Source organism: Halorubrum sp. C191 (assembly GCF_002727095.1).
In the GTDB taxonomy this organism is placed as follows: domain Archaea; phylum Halobacteriota; class Halobacteria; order Halobacteriales; family Haloferacaceae; genus Halorubrum; species Halorubrum ezzemoulense.
The window spans coordinates 1-15,748 of record NZ_NHNZ01000053.1; the positions used below are offsets into that span (position 1 = coordinate 1).

The 15,748-nt window shown below is 57.0% G+C and carries 15 protein-coding genes; 10 read left to right on the forward strand and 5 right to left on the reverse strand.

What is annotated here, in order from left to right:
• Positions 1-87: 87 nt before the first annotated feature.
• Positions 88-1,206, reverse strand: coding sequence for a DUF1616 domain-containing protein (locus tag Z052_RS04880; RefSeq protein WP_099288869.1), 1,119 nt, complete (start codon positions 1,204-1,206; stop codon positions 88-90).
• Between the two features lie 119 nt (positions 1,207-1,325).
• Here Z052_RS04880 and Z052_RS04885 point away from each other — a divergent pair, with 119 nt between their 5' ends.
• Genes Z052_RS04885 through Z052_RS04895 form a run of 3 tightly spaced genes read left to right on the forward strand, consistent with a single transcriptional unit; the run spans position 1,326 to position 3,729 of the window.
• Entirely contained in the window at positions 1,326-1,601 is a 276-nt protein-coding gene (locus tag Z052_RS04885; protein ID WP_089308389.1) for a hypothetical protein, read from the forward strand.
• A gap of 57 nt (positions 1,602-1,658) precedes the next feature.
• Positions 1,659-2,726: a DUF4350 domain-containing protein gene (locus Z052_RS04890; RefSeq protein ID WP_241897898.1), complete on the forward strand. Its 1,068-nt coding sequence runs from the start codon at positions 1,659-1,661 to the stop codon at positions 2,724-2,726.
• Positions 2,719-3,729: a MoxR family ATPase gene (locus Z052_RS04895; protein WP_099288871.1), complete on the forward strand. Its 1,011-nt coding sequence runs from the start codon at positions 2,719-2,721 to the stop codon at positions 3,727-3,729. The genes Z052_RS04890 and Z052_RS04895 overlap by 8 nt, the downstream gene beginning before the upstream one ends.
• A 43-nt stretch (positions 3,730-3,772) precedes the next feature.
• Here the strand turns inward: Z052_RS04895 and Z052_RS04900 are convergent, their stop codons facing one another.
• Genes Z052_RS04900 through Z052_RS04910 form a run of 3 tightly spaced genes read right to left on the reverse strand, consistent with a single transcriptional unit; the run spans position 3,773 to position 6,766 of the window.
• Complete coding sequence (locus Z052_RS04900) at positions 3,773-4,642, reverse strand: hypothetical protein (RefSeq protein ID WP_099288872.1); 870 nt, start codon at positions 4,640-4,642, stop codon at positions 3,773-3,775.
• 31 nt (positions 4,643-4,673) lie between these two features.
• Positions 4,674-5,315 (reverse strand): hypothetical protein, encoded by a 642-nt coding sequence (locus Z052_RS04905; protein WP_144050000.1) that lies wholly within the window; start codon positions 5,313-5,315, stop codon positions 4,674-4,676.
• A 26-nt stretch (positions 5,316-5,341) separates the two neighbouring features.
• The gene (locus Z052_RS04910) at positions 5,342-6,766 is read right to left on the reverse strand and encodes a DUF58 domain-containing protein (protein ID WP_080508685.1); all 1,425 of its coding nucleotides are present in this window, start codon (positions 6,764-6,766) and stop codon (positions 5,342-5,344) included.
• Between the two features lie 104 nt (positions 6,767-6,870).
• Here Z052_RS04910 and Z052_RS19705 point away from each other — a divergent pair, with 104 nt between their 5' ends.
• The 6 genes from Z052_RS19705 (at position 6,871) to Z052_RS04935 (ending at position 13,312) form a co-directional block, all read left to right on the forward strand.
• On the forward strand, positions 6,871-8,994 hold the full coding sequence (locus Z052_RS19705; RefSeq protein ID WP_144050001.1) for a hypothetical protein: 2,124 nt from the start codon (positions 6,871-6,873) through the stop codon (positions 8,992-8,994).
• A gap of 60 nt (positions 8,995-9,054) precedes the next feature.
• Positions 9,055-9,588, forward strand: coding sequence for a metal-dependent hydrolase (locus tag Z052_RS04915; RefSeq protein ID WP_099288874.1), 534 nt, complete (start codon positions 9,055-9,057; stop codon positions 9,586-9,588).
• Positions 9,578-10,312: an ABC transporter ATP-binding protein gene (locus Z052_RS21205; protein ID WP_308203505.1), complete on the forward strand. Its 735-nt coding sequence runs from the start codon at positions 9,578-9,580 to the stop codon at positions 10,310-10,312. Before Z052_RS04915 ends, Z052_RS21205 begins: the two co-directional genes overlap by 11 nt.
• 82 nt (positions 10,313-10,394) lie before the next feature.
• Complete coding sequence (locus Z052_RS04925; protein WP_343124795.1) at positions 10,395-11,522, forward strand: FtsX-like permease family protein; 1,128 nt, start codon at positions 10,395-10,397, stop codon at positions 11,520-11,522.
• A complete protein-coding gene (locus Z052_RS04930) occupies positions 11,522-12,748 on the forward strand; it encodes an ABC transporter permease (protein ID WP_099288876.1) in 1,227 nt (408 codons plus the stop codon). The genes Z052_RS04925 and Z052_RS04930 overlap by 1 nt, the downstream gene beginning before the upstream one ends.
• A gap of 45 nt (positions 12,749-12,793) precedes the next feature.
• Positions 12,794-13,312, forward strand: a complete 519-nt coding sequence (locus Z052_RS04935; RefSeq protein ID WP_099288877.1) for a metal-dependent hydrolase — start codon at positions 12,794-12,796, stop codon at positions 13,310-13,312.
• 625 nt (positions 13,313-13,937) lie between these two features.
• On the opposite strand, the gene Z052_RS04940 is transcribed toward Z052_RS04935, so the two are convergent.
• Complete coding sequence (locus Z052_RS04940) at positions 13,938-14,657, reverse strand: hypothetical protein (protein WP_099288878.1); 720 nt, start codon at positions 14,655-14,657, stop codon at positions 13,938-13,940.
• A gap of 251 nt (positions 14,658-14,908) precedes the next feature.
• Between Z052_RS04940 and Z052_RS04945 the strand changes: the two genes are divergently transcribed.
• Positions 14,909-15,280, forward strand: coding sequence for a type IV pilin (locus Z052_RS04945; RefSeq protein ID WP_099288879.1), 372 nt, complete (start codon positions 14,909-14,911; stop codon positions 15,278-15,280).
• Positions 15,281-15,748 lie beyond the last annotated feature (468 nt).

Consider the following 15,748-nt stretch of genomic DNA (forward strand, 5'->3'; position numbering starts at 1 on the left):
CAACGTTCAAAGCTGAGACAATCACACAACTCCCACACCTTTCGGGCACGGGTAGCGTGGAAGAGGCGCGTCAGGGCCGGAAAATTGTCAACCAGTTCCTTCAACGTCGATCCAAAGATGGAGGTTACGATATGCGTTCTCACTGGTGGGTGTATCTGGTAGACTGCCATTATATAAGAGGTACTGAACCCGAAGGTTCTCACCAGTCTGTGGTGGGCGAAGGGTATGTTGCTGATGCTGGGTCTCGTTGTGAGGGACCGTCACCTCAAACCGATCAATTTCGGTCCGATCAAGTACAGTTGTTGAGTTGTCTGTCGTATTGACTTCTTGTACTTGGACAACAACAGTATACGTCGTCGATTGATACTCATTGTTTCCGATTCCGACGATCAGTTCTGCTGTCTCGCCTCGTGTCATCGTTTCAGGATATCCGTCGGCAACGAGTTCACCATCAGGATTCTCCGTAAGGAGGTAAAACTCCGTGAACTGCTCGCCTTGAGGTGGAACCGCAACCGCATAGCCAACGCTGCCGATAGCAAGTAGTACCGAAATGGCGAGTACAATATTGAGTGTGCCGTCAACCCGATCATCCGGATCAAACAATTCTTGTTTTGTGGCACCGATCCAATCGCGATAAGGGACAACGAACCGCTCGTCTGGCGGCAGTTCCCAGCGGCGTTGTGCGGCAACAGCGACACAGATGAGTGTGAACCCAGCAACGCTCGTCGCAATTGGGACAAGCCGGATTCCCCATGGTGTGAAGTTCAAGATGAGCCCGATCAGCGGCACAATCGCAATCGAGAGCCCAAACGAGAGCGCCGTCCGTTCGATCCCGTCGATCCCTGAACTATCAGTCGGGTCAGAGTTGACCGTTTCTGTATTGCCGTATTCTGCGGCTGCCTCAGTACCTGGAACTGGCTGCGGTGTTGAGTCGTCGGTACTCGCTGTTTGCTTTGATTGCTCGGCGGTTTCGGCCGGTGGAGACTCCGATCCGGATTCTGGAAAGAGCGCAGCAATGAACGCATATCCAGGGAGAAACAACACGAAAGTGAGCCCAAATCCGACGCGGAGTGGCGTCTCATTGACTACGGGTACGAAGACAGTCGCAAGCGTCAACAACGTCAGGATAACTACCGCAGCGAGATCAGCTGGCAGTCGACGAATAGGATGTGGAAGAACGAGCCAAACATCCTGACGATCCACCATGGTGCTCTGAAATGGGACAGAAGACAAAAGTCACTCGGTCAGCGAATGCGTGGCCTACGTCTTTAGCCGGGAGAGCCAGCACCAGAGGATTGATGCCGGAGGATACAGAGACACGAGTAATGGGACTCGGGAAGCGACGCCAGTTTCTCTACGGGGTCGTCGCGTGGATGCTCAGTGTCATTGTCTTGTTGACGGCGCTTGAATCGTTGACACTAGAGCTCTTTTTTGTGATGTCGCTTATTGGACTGTTAGTCGTCGTTGAACTCACAGCCCCATTCAACGTGACACCACGTTGGCGGCGCCGTCTTCTGCCTGTAATTGCGATTGGACTTGCGGGGTTCGGATATATCGTTATCAGACGCATCTTGGAGATTCTTCCAGAGGGAGTCATATAGATGCGTAGACCACCAGTCCCACGTCTCGTATTGTATGCGCTGATTCTCACGCTCAGTGTGGCAATCGTCATCGCAGCGAGTACAAGTACGGCTACATTCGGCGGGTATAACATCGACTGGGACGGAACGAGTGAGTTTCGAGAACTCGCAGATCAACAAAGTGAGTCACAGATCGCCCTCGAAACGACAGCCTATGAGCGTTCTAACACGAGTGAAACAACCGCAATTATTCTCGCTCCCGAAGAACCCTACACAGCAAACGACTCACGACGTGTCCGAGCGTTCGTACGGTCGGGTGGCACTGTTGTCATTGCTGATGACTTCGGTTCCGAGGGGAATGCGTTACTCTCAGCGGTCGGTGCGGATGCCCGGTTTAACGGGACACAACTACTAGATGAACGTGAGTACTACCAAGCGCCCTCACTCCCAGTAGCGACGAACGTCACTGACTCACAGTATACCTCTGACGTCGCGCAGCTGACGTTGAACGGCGCAACAGCAATCGACGCCAACGGATCAACCGTACTCGCCACAAGCTCGCGGTTCGGCTATCTCGATCGAGACGGAACAGGAGGATTATCGCCGGGTGATGAACTGAGTACCTATCCGGTAGTGACCGTCGAATCCGTTGGTGATGGACGCGTGATCGCGGTGAGTGACCCCAGTGTGTTCATCAATACAATGCTAACGCAGCCCGACAATGAGGCGTTCGCGACGGCACTCTTGGAGACACACCAGCAGACGCTGCTTGATTACTCGCGAGCTGGTGAACAACCACCTCTATCTATCATACTCTTGGCTGTTCGGTCATCAGTAGTGGTTCAGATGGGTCTCGTCGGGGTTGGGATTGGATTCGTCTGGGCGTACGGTGTCTTCGGTCGGTTCACCAGCCGATCGATCTGGGGTGGGCTACTCGAGATAGTACCGGAGCCCCTACGTGACCACTTCCCAATATGGCTTCGTGAAATCGCTAGTGGCGACGAGGATACGCCGACGGAACTTATTGATGAGGACACGCTCCTCAGATCGCTCAGTCAGCGACATCCCGAGTGGGATGAGACACGACTTCGGCAGGTGATGACAGATGTTTTATCCGAGCGCTCACGAACCGAAGATGATGAGTAGTCCGGAGGGGGTGTATGAGGCGATCTGTGAGGCGACCAGTGGGGTCGTCGTCGGAAACGAAGACATTCTGGAGGGGCTTACGATAGCACTACTGACAGACGGCCACGTCTTGCTTGAGGGAGTTCCCGGTGTCGCAAAGACTACCATTGCCAACGCATTCGCGCAGGCAACAGGCTTGTCGTATAGCCGGGTTCAGATGACACCGGATATGGTTCCGGCTGACATCGTCGGAACAAACGTATACCGACAAGCAACAGGGGAGTTCCAACTACGGAAAGGCCCGGTGTTTGCGAATCTTGTCGTGGCCGACGAGATAAATCGGGCAACCCCGAAAACACAAAGCGCACTGTTGGAGGCGATGGAAGAGTCAACGGTTACTATCGACGGCGAAACACTCTCGTTGCCAGCACCGTTCATGGTGATTGCGACACAGAACCCAATCGAAATGGAGGGTGTCTTCGAGTTGCCTGAGGCCCAACGAGACCGATTTCAGTTCAAATACACTATCGATATTCCCGACCGAGCAGAGGAACGAGAAGTACTCAACCGATTCGATAGTGCGCCGGCGTTGGATGCGGAGACAGTCTCACAAGTCGTTGACTCAGATGAGCTTGCGGCCGCACAAGACGTTGTCACAGACGTGTTCGTTGCTGAGCCGGTCAAAGAGTACATCCTGGATCTCGTCGCTGCAACACGAGAGGCAGCCACGCTCCAGTATGGTGGCTCACCGCGGGCCACACTGGCGTTTCTCCGCGGGAGTAAGGCCCGGGCAGCGATCCGAGGCCGTTCGTATGTCATTCCTGATGACGTGAAAGCGCTCACAGAGCCCGTGTTCGTCCATCGAGTCATTCGGACGACTGATGCGGAACTTGCCGACCAGTCTGTCACAGCGATCATTGAGGAGATCGTCGATGGTGTGATGCCGCCAAGCGCAGATCTCGAGTTCGACGCGAACAGCCAACCACAGGCACCCGATGGCGGCTCAGAACTCGACGAAGAGTAGTCCGAGACCGCTACACAGCAGGACTGTGTGGAGACCACCGGCTTCAGGTCTCATTTTGAGTGTCGTACCGACAGGTGATCGCGAGCGGGTCATCGTCAGTTATCTCGACACGGACCGGAATACCAAGCGTTTCAACCAGACTGACAGCCAGAAATGAGGGAATCGGATGATCGATTCCCGTGGGATCACCGAGGCCGGCACCAACCACTTCGAAGGTGACCCGACCTGTGTCGGTATCGACCGCGTACTCAACCCCATCAGCGAGTTCAAACAGTTCAACCAGCGCATCGGCAGCCGTCGCCGCAACCGTGTGCGGAGTCTCACTGAGTGGCTGGCTGCGGGTGTCTTCAAACGCCTCGAAGAGTGGTCTCCCAGTTGGATGGAAGGCGACGCCACCCTGCTCAGGTGTCTCGGGAACGACAAACAGATCCGATAGTGCTGAATCAGGTGGAAGCGGCCGGTCCTGGTAGCGTGGAACGAACAATCGGACGTCATCTGTCGGCACATACACCGGATCTCCTTCCAAGCCAAGTTCATCCACAGTCGCGTCGCGATCGGCTCGGAGCGCTTGGAATAAGCGCGCACCTACGCGCGCGGATACAAATCGTTCTGGGGTTAACACGAACGTAAGCACGCCGGCGAAGACACCTGTTCCGCCGAGAGCGAACAGGACAGCCCGAGCGTCTGGAAAGATGAGCCCACCGGCGATCCCGGCGACACCAACAATAAACAATCCGAGTGCGGTCCGTCGATAGGTGGCCTGTTGGGCGCGGGCATACTCTTCACGGAGTTGGCGGTTCTCCGCTTCGAGGACAGCAAGTTGTCGCCGGAGATCAGCTGGTGACGTCTCCTCGGGTGATTCCGACTCCGTCACAGCTGATCGTGTTGCGTCTGTCTCTCCGGTACTGGCCATTCCGTCGCTGTCCCTTTCGAGACTGGTATGTTTACCTTTTCGGCTCGCTTTCGTCGTTGGTCGAAGAAGGATTGCTCTGGATCTCGTCAGTCTCGCTCAACTCAGAGGATGGACCAGTATCGGGATCTGTGTCGGGAACAGAAGTCTCACCGGCTGTCTCGTCAGTTGACACAGCAGTTGTCATCTCAGCACCACCAGCATCGTCGACTGACGGTGTGTGATCCAAAGCGACACGACCGAGCTGTACCAACGTCACCCGCCGGGCAAGATACGTCCCCACTATGACAGCGATACAGAGGAGCCCACCTGCCACGACGAGCCCCTCACGGAGTCCAATAGCAACGACAGCCACGAGTAAGCCATACGTCGGTAGCGTGCCGATAAATACTGCCCACCGCTGGTGACGTCGGGCAGGCTCAGTAAGCACACAGAGCAACGCGAGTTGCGTCACACCGACAAGCAGCGTGTCTTCGAGAGAGATCGTGGGAAAAACGGCAAGCTGGCCTGTAGCGAAGGCAATCGGTGCGGGGAGCACCCCTGCGACGAGTAACAACGGAACGGCAATGAGGAGTTCACGCGTCATCCCGGTAATAGCGATAACGCCGAGGAGGATAACCAGCGCACCGATACTGACGGGATCGCGAGCTCGAAGTGATCCGATGGGCGGGTCCATACGCGACTGTGGTGTGTCCGTGTGAGTCATCGGGTAGTTGAACTCATCCGACGGTGTGCGAGCACCGCATCGACACGGCTGTCTGGTGCGATTTCGAGTGCTGTCATTCGGGGATGCGTATCGAGATCCTGGCGGAGTGTTTCAAATGTTCTATACTGGTCGTATGCGACATCGAGATCCGTCAGCCCAGCTGGTTCGAACAGACATTGGGGAGTCAAAAATAGGATCGTCCGGCCACCGCCACGGACAGCGGCCTTCACCGCCTCCGTTACTGTGGTCGGATCTGTATCACTGGTAACGATAACGAGCACGTCGTCGGCGCCGACTTGGTTACGAACGCTGCGGACAGTCCCGACAAGTGGGTCATCACGGATTCGTGTCACATACGGGTCCTGATCACGCAGATACGCTCCGAGAATCCGCGCAAATGGTGTCTCATCATCAGTGAGGCGATCACTCCGCTCACGGGCCTCACGCGCCGTCCGTCCACCTGAGGATGAGTCGGCAGTGGTCGGGACGAGGTCATACAGTCGAGACTCGATCTGTGCGTACGTCTGATCGCTTGTCCCAGATTGAACGATATTCGTCAGGCCGTCATCACCGACCGTGCGTAAGCCAAGTGGGTCATCACGAGTAGCAGCCGCGCGTGTGATTCCGATTCCCACCTCACGGGCGTACTCCAACATCGTCTCTCCGTCACGGCCCACCCCCATCTGTGAGCGGTGGTCGATGATAAGCGTCGTCCGCCGATCGGTTTCTCCTTCGGTTTCTCTGATATAGGTCTCTGCGAGCCGCGCCGTTGCGTTCCAATCGATCTGTTGAACATCATCACCGGGGACGTACTGTCTGAGTTCCCGAATTGTCACGCCAGGACCAGGACGATCCGATTGGTGTTGCCCATAGGCGCTGTCAACGCGTTCACCACCCCGGCCGACATGGAGGTCCGGGGTTGGTGGACGGACCGTTACCGTCGGTGTGGTCTCCCACTCAACATGCGTCTGATACAAACCTAGCGGATCGTGTAGAGTTATGATTGGCTTGGGGAATTCAAATCGACCCGATATCGAGGCGGTGACGGTGAACTCCGTCGTGTCTTCTGTGTCACCTGGCGCTAGCGAGAGCGTCTGATCGCCGGCTTCGGTGGTGACGCCCGGTGGTGTGGTCGCCTGAACGGTCACCGGGAGGGTAGTACGAGTGTTCGGTCGCGATAGCGACACCGTAGCTATAATCGGCGTATCAACAAGTGTATCATCAGCACCGAGCGTGTAGGTTACTGTCGTTCGGTCGTATGCTTGCGTGAATGTCCGACCCGCAACCGCGGCGGTGGCAAGAATCCACGCGCCGAGTCCCGCTGCCGCAAGTAGCAACGCCGGTCGTTCAGCAAGCACACCGATGATGACGAAGACAAGACCGCTTCCGGCCGTTGCCCACCAGCGGTCTGTGACGTCCATTGGGTACATCTCAGTTTCAATTCAATTCAAACTTGGCTTCCGATCTGGCCGTTCATCTTTGAGGAAGAGGAACATTCAAATCACCTGACGGCTGGTATACTGGTGTGTCGGCTCGCCGTCGCCGCTACAGCGCACTCGCCGCTGCGATCATTCTCGTCAGTGTCATCGCCGGTGGGGTTGGAGCAACCCCAGCTCCGGGGGCAGAAACTCCGGCCACAAACGGGACAACCAATGAGACGGCCAACGCCACGCCCCCACACCAGAACCCCGAAGTCATCTCTGAAGCTGGTGACGACCAGCGCGTCGCAAGCCATCTCGCGACACAACTAGGGTCACGGTTAAATCTGAGTGCGGCCGCACTCAGCGAAGGTGAGTACGCGGAGGGTCGGCTACCACTCGAAGCCGAAGAATATGCTGTCCTTCTCGAGCGGTATTCGTCAGTGGCTGCTGACATCGATGCCGAGGAGACAGCGGATCGGTTCAATCTAACTCGTGAACAGCAGCTACAACTGGCAGATTCGATCGAAGAATTAGAAATAACTGGCCAAGAGTATCAGAATGCGGTCAACAACGGGAGTGATGAAAAAGCACGGCAATTGGCACGTGAACTCCTAACGACTGCTGAAGAGCTGAATCAAACGACAACGGAGCTCAACGAACAGTACGAGGCACTCGAAACAGAGACTGAAATCGATTTCAACGCAACACAGGAGTCGATCTCCGTCGTTCAACAAACAGTCCAGCGAGCGGCGGCTGGCGTCATCGACCGTGAGTTTACTGAGACGAACATAACTGTCGAGACGAACCAAACAACGGTCGCCGCAAGTGATCCACTGCGTGTTTCCGGACAGCTGACCACGATCGAGGGAGCGCCAATCAGGAACGCATCGGTAAGCGTTAGCTTAGGTGAAGATTCCATCACGACACGCACGACCGAGACTGGACAGTTCGAGACGACATACCGACCACTGCTCGCCTCGACAAGTGCGAAGAACCTCACAGTGGCATATACGCCCACTGGGAGTGAGCCGTATCTTCCAGTTACGGAGACGGTTGCCGTCTCGATCACTGAGCAGGCTGCGACGTCGGTCGAACTCGAGAACACGACTCAGGCGGCCGCGTTCACCGAGCCAGTTCAGGCCACTGGACAGGTTATCGTCGCAGCCGAATACAACCGATCGCTTGCGGGCATTCCCATTGTTTTGACACTCGACCAGCAGCGGATCGCGACTGCCGAAACCAATTCTAGTGGTCGCATTACGCTTTCGGGATCGATGCCGGAGACAATTCCAGCCGGTGATGCTAATCTCCAAGTGTCGATCGATCGGCGTGAGCTGGCGATCGAGCGGTCGATGGCAACGGCACCGATCACCGTTCAATCGACCCCAACAGACCTCTCGACTGACCCGACCGTCACCAGCACGAACGAGACTCGGAATGTAACGGTGGGTGGGCAGTTACGGACTGCCGATGGTGACCCACTGTCCGATCGATCTATTCGTGTCGCGATCGGAGAGACTACTCTCGGTACTGTCGAGACGAATGCGAGTGGGGGGTATCAGGCTACTTACGAGCTTCCAGCCGGTCTTCGTGGCAGTGACATCACGGTGACTGCGACCTTCGAGGCCACTGGCACGAACCTAGAGGCGAGTGCGGCTCAACAACGCGTGCCACTTCCAAGCGCCGGACTTGGAGTCGGCAGGGTCCTCGCTGGTGTCGTTGGTGGTGGCCTCTTAGTCATGAGTGTTATCGTGGTGTTGCTCGCTTCGCGTGGCGTTGATCGAGAGTGGATCACGCAAACCTGGGCTCGAGTTACCGATTCAACGGACCCGGCCGCAGACTCCGGGACAACGACAACCACCGCGTCGTCTGCCACGACTGGACTGTCGGATAACGGCCAGATAGAGGCGGTCACGCAGGCATCATTACATTCGGCCCGTGAAGCGCTGGCTGCTGGCCACCCAAATGTTGCCGTCCAGTCTGCGTACGCAGCCGTCCGGTCACGGTTACAATCTAGTGACTCACTGTCGACCCCACAGACTCATTGGGAGTTTTATCGCCAGTTACATGCCGATCATGAGATCAATACGGCACAGTTAGCACAGGTCACAGAAGCGTACGAGACCGCTACGTATTCGGCAGACGGACTGTCATCGGATGCGGCTGCCGAGACCCTCTCAGCAGTAGAGGAACTGATCGGAGACCCAGGAACAGGTTCCACTCGTTGATTCCTGCGAAAGAATTCTATTCAACGCGACTATATATCTCCCAAAATTATCTTAGAGTAGATGCTACCGTGGGGACATGCTGCGTTCGGCTACCTCATCTACTCGGTGTATGCTCGCTGGCAGATCGGGCATCCGCCGATCGGCTTGGCCGTCTTCGCACTTGGACTTGGAACACAGTTTCCCGATCTGATTGATAAACCGCTGACGTGGACGATCCCACTGCTCCCCTATGGACGGAGTCTGTCTCACTCATTAGTGACGTTCTCAGTGGTCGTACTCGTTCTGCGGAGGCTCACTCAGTACTCCGATCAGCGTACACTCGTCAGTGCGTTCGCGATTGGCTACGTCTCCCATCTGGTTGGAGATGGCATCTATCCAGTGCTTACACAGGAGTATACCGGACTCGGGTACTGGCTCTGGCCTCTGACTTCCGTGCCGGAAGGTGAATCCCGGAGTTTCATCGAATTCTTTCTCACTCTTGAAGCGACACCGATGGTGGTGTTTGGGGGTGTCCTCACGGTTGTGGGTCTCGTGGTGTGGGTGTATGATGGACTACCTGGAGTAAAGGACTTGTACGCAGAGTATGTCCGGTGAATTACAGATGAGTTCGATGAGCGACTCACCCGTTGTCCAGTGTACGGAGGTTGTTCGAACGTACACACGCGGCAGTACTGGAGGCCTTTTCTCACGACAATCTGGGACGTCAGTCACGGCTGTAGATGCCGTTTCGATGGCGGTCCAACGGGGTGAGTTAGTCGGCCTCGCGGGCCCTAGTGGAAGCGGAAAATCCACATTGCTTCATTTACTGGCTGCGCTCGAGACACCCGACACTGGCAACGTCGCGATTACTGGTATGAACACCAGTTCGATGGGCGAACGTGGACGCACCGCCATCAGGCGCGATCACGTCGGAATTGTGTTCCAACGGTTCCACCTCCTCCCGTCGTTGACAGCGCTTCAAAACGTTGCGCTGCCAATGATCGAACAAGGCAGTGGGAAACGAGAGCGGCGACGCCGAGCACAGTCACTACTCGAAGACGTTGGACTAGGCGATCGACTCTCACATCGCCCAGCAGCACTCAGCGGTGGTGAACAACAGCGGGTTGCTGTCGCGCGGGCTCTTGGCGGGGACCCAGATCTCGTGATCGCTGACGAGCCAACCGGTGAGCTCGATTCGACGGCCAGCGAGGCAGTCTTAGATTTGCTCGCGGACGTGGCTGCCGATCATGCTGTCGTTGTCGCGTCACATGACCCGATGGCGATCGATCGGATGGACCGTGTACTCCGGCTCCGTGACGGGAGGCTCACTGATGGGTAAACGAAGTAGTCACTTCGGGGTTGGTGTCACCCAGACCGTTGGCCGACTACGGACTGGTGAGAGTCGGCGGCTCCTGTTGAGCGTGTGTGGCGTGGCGCTCGCTGTGGCGTTGATGATCAGCGTGACTGGCGTCGCGGTCAATTTGGCTGGTGGATCGACGATTCAGGGTGATGATGTGGATTATTGGATCGTTCCCGACGGTGGATCGGTCAGCAGCGTCGCCGTCTCCGTGGAAGGCCCCCAGCTTGGTGCTGTTCATGAGACCACAGCACGGCTCCAAGCTGATGAGCGAGTGACCTTTGCCACACCAGTTGAACTCCAAATTCTTCAGATTGACACGGACACGACACCCGAATACGTCCTTGCGGCGGGCGTGATTCCACCGGAGAGTGGCGAGCGCCTGTTAGGGCTGCCAACCAACCAGCTTACGCCGGGCGATCCACATTACGCTGATGGGGAGTATACTGGTCCCTGGACGGGCGAAGCGATCGTGAGTGGTGCCGCCGCCGAAATTGTGGGGCTTGAGCAGGGTGATACCATCCATCCCGCCCGAGCAGGGCAGAATCAGACATTCACAACGACTGCCATTGCCGACGGCGATCTCTCTGGTGGCGTAGGCCCCGTCCCGCTGATTGTGGTCCATGCGAGTGAGCTTCAGACACTGACAAACACCGCACGCCAGGATTCAGCCGACCAGATCCTCGTCAGTACAAACGATCCAACCGTCGAATCCACACTAGCGGCGGCATATCCGGAAACACAGGTGTTGACGCGGGCGGGGCTGGGTGGAGAAGACCTTTCTACATCAAGCCTGCCGGTTGCTGTCGCCGTCGCTGCCCTCATCGCAACCGTCGCAATCGGTACGCTGTTCGTTGCAACACTCGTTGGGTTAGAGACAATTGCTGCCCGGGAAATGATCGCCGTTCAAGGGGCGCTTGGCATATCGACGTCCTCACAGATGGTCATCGTGTTCGCGCAGACACTCACCATCGCCGGGCTCGGCGGGTTCGTCGGCACTCTGGGTGGGGTGGCTGGCCTCCAAGTATTGAACGTCGGCGCAACCATCTTTGGCTCCGTTAGCCAGATCGCGGCGTTTCACCCCGCCCTGCTCGCCTACGGCCCCGGTGTTGCCCTCGCAATTGGTGTGTTGGCGACGCCGTATCCCGCCTGGATCGCGGCACGAACCGACCAGCTCGAGGTGCTTAGCTAATGCGTGGGGTGTCCCGCTTGCGAGCGGTCACCGGCATTGGGCTGACACAGTTGCGGCAGCACCGCACCCGGACGCTGTTGGCAATCATCGGGATTGCGCTGGCGGTGTTGTCGGTTACGCTACTTGCCGGAGTGGGGCTTGGCGTCGTCGAGACAGGGCAAGAACAGTTCGATGCGTCTGGCCGTGACCTATGGGTTACTGGTGGCCCCGTCCAGCTTGCGCCGGGAACTGTCGGGGGCTTTGAGAACACGGTCGTCGATGCGCATTCGGTTGCGGCCGCAATCGATTCGCGTGAAGACGTGACAGCGGCGGTGCCGATGGCGTATCAAACCGTCTATGTGAGCACGAGTGGGGACGAATGGGAGACGATCGTTGGGGTTGGGTCCGGCGTTGGACCTGCCGTGGAGATCACAAACGGGACACAGTTCCAACAGGGTGACGTCCACTATGCGAACGGGACCTACGCTGGCCCGATGACTCACGAAATCATTATTGATCCGCGGACGGCCGAACTGCTTGATGTCGGTGTTGGAGACTCCATCTATGTCGGCGGGACGCTCTCGTCAGCCCGAGCTAACCAGTTTGAGATTGTCGGTGTTTCACCAACCTTCTCACGGTTTCTTGGAACGCCGTCCGTAACGCTTCACCTGAGTGAGCTCCAAGCGGTCACAGGGACTACCGCAACTGATCGGGCGTCACTCATTACGGTGAGTCTCAACGCAGGTGCCTCTCCAAGTACCGTTGCGAGCGCGATTGAAGCCGAGTATCCCGAATATACGGTTCGGACGAATAGCGAGCAGTTGGAAGCCACACTCGAACGGCAGGCCGTCTTGCTCGCGAGCGGCGGGAGCCTCGTCGTGCTTGGTGTTCTTGCGGGACTCGCGCTCACGGCAAATCTCATGGTGTCGGTGGTGTATCAACAACGACGGGAGCTGGCAGCACTCAAAGCGCTTGGCTCACGGACCTCAACGCTTGTCGGGGTAGTGCTTACACAGGCGTTGGTGCTTGGTGTCCTTGGAGGGGTCGTCGGGGTGGTCGCCACCCTGCCGCTCGTTGAACTCCTCAATCTTACCGCTGCTGCTCTCGTCGGCTTTGAGGACGTGGTCCGGACTCCACGGTGGTTGCTCGGTGCCGGGCTCGCGATCGCTGTCCCGATGAGTCTGGCTGGGTCGCTGCTAGCCGGATGGCAGATCGCGTTGTTGTCTCCAGAAGAAGGATTAGAGTGAATTGCGGCAAGAACGTTCTTCTGCCCGGGGTTGGAACCAATAGGCGTGTTCCCCCACGGACACTTACTCGTCGCCCTCCTACCGGTGATAGCGTACGTCGCCGTTCGTGATCGACACCTACCGACACGTGGAGTGGTGTTTGTGACCGCGGTCGGCAGTCAGTTTCCGGATCTCGTGGACAAGCCGCTCGCACACCAGTTCGGGGTGCTGCCAAGCGGCCGGGTCTTCGTACACTCGTTGCCGTTCGCGCTCCCAATCGCGGCCGGTGTGCTTGCGTACGGGCACTACACCGAGCGGCCGCGCGTCGCCGGCGCGTTCGCCGCCGCGTACCTGTCACATCTGGTCGGTGACACGTACCGGAGCCTGCTCGCGGGACAGGTGCCGCCAGACCTGCTGTGGCCGTTTGTCGCGGCGCGGCCGCGCCCCACCGTGCCGTTCTGGGCGGGCGTTAACGGCATCAATGTTCGGCTCTGGACCGCCTTCTCCGCGATCATACTCGTGGTGACGCTGGTCGTGGTCGCACAGGACGTCAGACACCAGATCCGCAGCACAGTCCGCGCGTAGCGCCGGCTCCTCACCGTCAGAGACGGGCGTGTGACAGTCTCTCTTCGTCAGAGATGTTGTTCAAGCGAACCCGAGTTCACGAGCGGCGTTCGCCGAAATAGTGATCCCTCGCTCTCCGTATGAGACATGACTGGAGACGGATTCGCTGTTGACATCCTCCTCCGCGTAAACGCGGAGGAATCCCGAGCGGTGGGAGTTTCAGGTTTGTAGTCCAATCAGTTGACTACCAGACCTTTCGGGCACGGGTAGTCCCACAGTGTCGGACTGGTGGACTGCTGGCCATGCCAAGTGGCTGTTACCCCTATCCTTCACCGTGTATGGCGTCCCACATGTTGTTTTTGCCACGGGGACGCCGGCAGGCATCAGCGGAGTTAGGGGTATCGTGTCGCGTGCTTTGAGCAATCGACAGAGACACACCCTTCGAGGATGTGGCGTTCACCGACTGCCTTTCCAGATACTGCCTCGTTACGCGGGCGGACAGGCCGCCTCTGGAGGACGGTTCGGAATCCGCTCCGTTCCGACCGATTCCTGCCTTCGCATAGAGCGGCCTGTCAATTAAATCTCCGTATATGAAACTCGGTACAGACGTTCGGCTAGTGAATTGCTTCCCACCATGTCGGCTTCATCACCCGCCTGAAGGCGGGTGTATTCGCCTTGCCGTCTCTATAAGTTTGTGAAGATCGACGATATATGACTTCGGGCGCTCCTCTTGGATGCGTGTCGTTGCCTTCGTCTCAAAGTGTAGGCCACGGTGCGCGACGTACACCTCGACAAACCGACGCCGGATCGACTCGGGACTCTCCCAGACGACCGCCGGGACGGCATCAAGGGCGGTCTTTGCGCCCTGTGGGGCGCCCATGGCGACGAGACACCGCCCGAGCACCGAGGCGTCCGTTGCTGGGTACAGTTCGGTCGCGCGTCCGTCGCTGTTCGCATAGCGACAGTGTGTGTCGACGCCGACCGCCGCGAATGCTGCCTCGATCGCCTCGCGATCAACCCGGCGCCCGATCGTGATTGCAGGGACGAACGTTTCGTTGATACTCCCGCCCGCGAGGACGTGCGCGAGCAGCTTAACAAGAGCACCTGCCATGTCGCATTCGGGATCGAGCCAGCCGTTCGCACTGGCCGTCTCGATCCCGCGCACCGGGTCGGGCCGGCCACCGTTGAGCCACGGCCGAACCCGCCCCGCCGGTAGCTCGAGTGCGGTTCCCACCGCTGTCCGACCAGCGTTTGGGTGCTCGGCGGCGTACGCCTGCACGCGCTGGTAGTCCTCGACCTTTTGCCACGGGTCAGGGTAGACGCGATCGGAGTAGGTCCGCGCGATTGAGCGCGCCGTCGGTTCCATACTTATATATTGACACCCTGTGCGATACATCTTGTGAGTCGTTTTCACATTTGATATCCTGATCAGAGTAGTTATAACTGTGCTTTGAGTACATTAGAGCATACCAGCGGACAAACTGAAGGAAACGGCAGGATGGAAGGCCATCCTACCACTTCGGGTCTACACGATATAGGGCCTCACAAGGCACCTAGTATTCTGTACCCGAGTGTCGTTAACCTTCGTACCTGTTCCGTTGGCGATACAACGACATCATGAACATTAAAAAAACATTCCAAGACAGTGAACGGGCCGTCAGCCCTGTTATAGGGGTTATACTCATGGTCGCCATAACTGTAATTTTAGCGGCTGTGATCGGGACGTTCGTGCTCGGACTCGGTGACCAGTTGGGCCAGAACGCAAATGCTGGAGTCTCAATTGATGAACCTAACAGCTCCTATGTTACGGTAACACTAGTTAGTCAAGGAAATGTGGATCGCGTTATTGTCAACAAGACTGACGGTACCGGGACGTCAAGTTTAGAAGGGGTAGGCGAGACTGTAACAGTGAAACACAATAATTCCAGTGTCCAAATAATTGGGGACATAGGTGGCGAAAAGACAGTCCTTCGGACGTACGAGCCATAAACACCAAACAACAGTAACAAGCACACACGCTTTTTTTAATATACTGCCTCTCCCTGCTCTCAATTCGCAGTGCTGTATGCTAATAACAGCGGTAATACCACTATAGAGGCTGCTTTTCATGGATACACAGCAGGGCCTGTCATAGAAAGCCCCACGTGCGAAGCAGCAGGGCACTCGTCTTTATTTAACACTCACAGTAATATTTAATAACGGTGTTCTCGGGCTGAATTCCGGACGATCACACCGGCTACGGTTCGAGATCTGGGTCTGAAGCAGATCTTTATTGTTTGATTTCGACGGCAATACCAGTTGGCTCGTGAGATTCATCTCTTCAAACACCTTAGCGCATAATCTGGTAGTATAATATTACTACTGGGCTTAACTAAAAACGAATGAGCAGCAGGGTTTGGAGACAGTGTCTACAAGCTCCTCAGCTTTGAACGTTAGTGTCGGCTGTTGAGTGAACGA